This window comes from Salipiger sp. HF18 (genome assembly GCF_011806505.1).
Taxonomy (GTDB): Bacteria; Pseudomonadota; Alphaproteobacteria; order Rhodobacterales; family Rhodobacteraceae; genus Salipiger; species Salipiger thiooxidans.
The window spans coordinates 1-2,324 of record NZ_JAATOS010000579.1; the positions used below are offsets into that span (position 1 = coordinate 1).

The 2,324-nt window shown below is 71.0% G+C and carries 2 protein-coding genes and 1 pseudogene; 1 reads left to right on the forward strand and 2 read right to left on the reverse strand.

Annotated features, from left to right (window positions below; all coding sequences use genetic code 11):
• Window positions 1-654, reverse strand: a pseudogene (locus HC022_RS24370) (peptidoglycan-binding protein LysM); the annotation flags it as partial.
• A 198-nt stretch (window positions 655-852) separates the two neighbouring features.
• Between HC022_RS24370 and HC022_RS24375 the strand changes: the two are divergent.
• On the forward strand, window positions 853-1,404 hold the full coding sequence (locus HC022_RS24375) for a TIGR00730 family Rossman fold protein (RefSeq protein WP_008885000.1): 552 nt from the start codon (window positions 853-855) through the stop codon (window positions 1,402-1,404).
• Between the two features lie 84 nt (window positions 1,405-1,488).
• On the opposite strand, the gene HC022_RS24380 is transcribed toward HC022_RS24375, so the two are convergent.
• On the reverse strand, window positions 1,489-2,324 hold an 836-nt coding region (locus HC022_RS24380; RefSeq protein WP_167454117.1), incomplete at its 5' end, for a lytic transglycosylase domain-containing protein.

Below are 2,324 nucleotides of genomic sequence, written 5' to 3' on the forward strand. Positions count from 1 at the left end.
GGTTGCGGCCGCTGCGGGCCCGGCGGCCCGGGGCGTGGTGCCGGTGGCTTGGGCCGTGGTGTCGGGGGCGACCGCGTCGTCGAGGCTCGGGAGTGCTGTCGGCGCCTCGGCGGAGGCCGCGGGGGAGTCCGTGGCTGGCTTGGCCAGGGCCAGGGCCTTCGCCGTCTCGGCGCCGGCGGGCGGTGCGAGGATCACCTCGTCGTCGGAGACGACCTCCTGCCCGTCCATGGTCATGCGCAGGCGCAGCACCCGCGGCGTGGCCGAGGGCGGCACGTCGAGGAAGAGCGCGAAGCGGCCGGAACGATCGACGGAGGCGGCAGGCTGCAGTTCGCCGTCGAGCAGCACCGATATCTCGGCGCCGGGCGCGGCGCTGCCCGCGACCAGCGTCTGGCCGCCGGGATCGGTGCGCACCAGGTCGAAGCGCGGCGCCGCGGGCGCGGCGACGGCCTCGGTCCCGGGCGCAGGGTCGGAGGCGGCGGGCGCGTCGGGGGCGGCCTCCGCCACCGGCTGCGCGGCATCGGGAAGCGCGGGCGCCTCGGTCATCGCCTCGGGGGCGTCGTCGGAGAGGACGGGAGCGTCGGCGGGCGCATCGCTCGCGACGCTGGCCTGAGCCGGGGCGGGCTCGGGCGCGACCTCGGGCGAAGGCTGTGACACGGGGGCCGCCCCCGGGCCGATGATGTCGCCCAGATACAGTATCGCGGTGAGCGCAATCACGCCCAAGATCAGCCAGCCCAGTGCCCGTGTCGTCATTTTCTGCCTTGTGTCCCCGGCGTGCCGCGACGCGGCACGGTTGAGAACGTATAACAATCCCGTTATCACCGGTCAAAACGGCAATTTGACCGAGTCTTCATCATGATCCCCAAGTCCGTCTGTGTCTATTGCGGCTCCCGCCCGGGTCGCGACGCTGCCTATTCCGATGCCGCCGAGGCGCTCGGTACCGCCATCGCCTCGGAGAACTGGCGCCTCGTCTACGGTGCCGGGGACGTCGGGCTGATGGGCATCGTCGCCCGCGCGGCGCAGGCGGCGGGGGGAGAAACCTTCGGGGTGATCCCCACCCACCTGCTGACGCGCGAGGTCGGCAAGACCGACCTGACCCACCTCGTGGTCACCGAGACCATGCACGAGCGCAAGAAGGTGATGGTGATGAACGCCGACGCCATCGTGGTGCTGCCCGGTGGCGCCGGCAGCCTCGACGAGTTCTTCGAGGTGCTGACGTGGCGCCAGCTGGGGCTGCACGACAAGCCCATCGTGCTGCTCGACAGCGAGGGGTTCTGGGGACCGCTCAAGGCGCTGCTGCACCACGTGGTGGACGAGGAGTTCGCCGACCGCTCGCTGCTCGACTACGTGCAGAGCGCCGAGACCGCCCAGGGCGCGGTCGAGATCCTGCGCCGGGCGCTCTGCTAGGGCCTCGCCCGAACAGGGAAAGTCTTTCGTGACAGATGGAACCGCGGCGCCGGCCCGAGGGCGACGCCGCGGACAAGGATCACTTCAGTCGGTGGGAAGCAGCGTGCTGCCCACAAGCTCCTGGCTGAACGGCACCGGGTGCGGGTCGCGCCCGAGCCGCGCGCGGTAGACCGGCAGGCTCTCGGTGACGCGCATCACGTAGTTGCGGGTCTCGTTGAAGGGGATCATCTCGATCCAGTCGACCACGTCGATGTCGCCGCTGCGCGGGTCGCCGAACTGCTCCATCCAGCGGATCGGCCGCCCCGGACCGGCGTTGTAGCCCGCCGCCATCATCACCGCGTTGCCGTTGAAGCGCCGCGCGAGGCTCGCGAGATAGGCCGAGCCGAGCCGCGCATTGTAGGCCGGATCCGCGGTCAGCCCGTCATGGGAATAGGCGATGTCGAGCCAGCCCGAGACCTCCTTGGCGGTACCCGGCATCAGCTGCATCAGGCCGCGCGCACCGGCATGCGACACGACCTCGGGGTCGAATTCGGATTCGCGGCGGGCGATGGAGAGGACCAGCTCCTTGGGCACCGGGAACTCGGTCTTCACGATATCGGGGTGCAGCGCGTAATAGGGCCCGGGCAGCTCGATGCCGTACTGCGCCGCGCGCTTGCCGACCATGACCTGCACATGCGGGCGGCCGAGCTCGGCCAGCATCTCGCCAAGCTGGCCGATCTGCTGACGGTCGAGCCCCTCGGCGAGGTGGGTCAGGAAGCGTTCGCCCAGCGACAGCTCGCCCGAGGCCAACAGCAGCACCGCCGCCTGGTAGACGCTCGATTGGGTGAAGGGCGCCTCGCGCCAGTCGGGGAAGTTCTCGGTGCCGGCGAGCTTGGGATCGGGGCCCGTGCCCGCCTTCTCGGCAGCGAGCAGCCCGTAGA

Bases quoted from the DNA above. Each gene is read 5' to 3' on its own strand.
- HC022_RS24375 (WP_008885000.1), top strand. From the start codon at position 853: ATGATCCCCAAGTCCGTCTGTGTCTATTGCGGCTCCCGCCCGGGTCGC.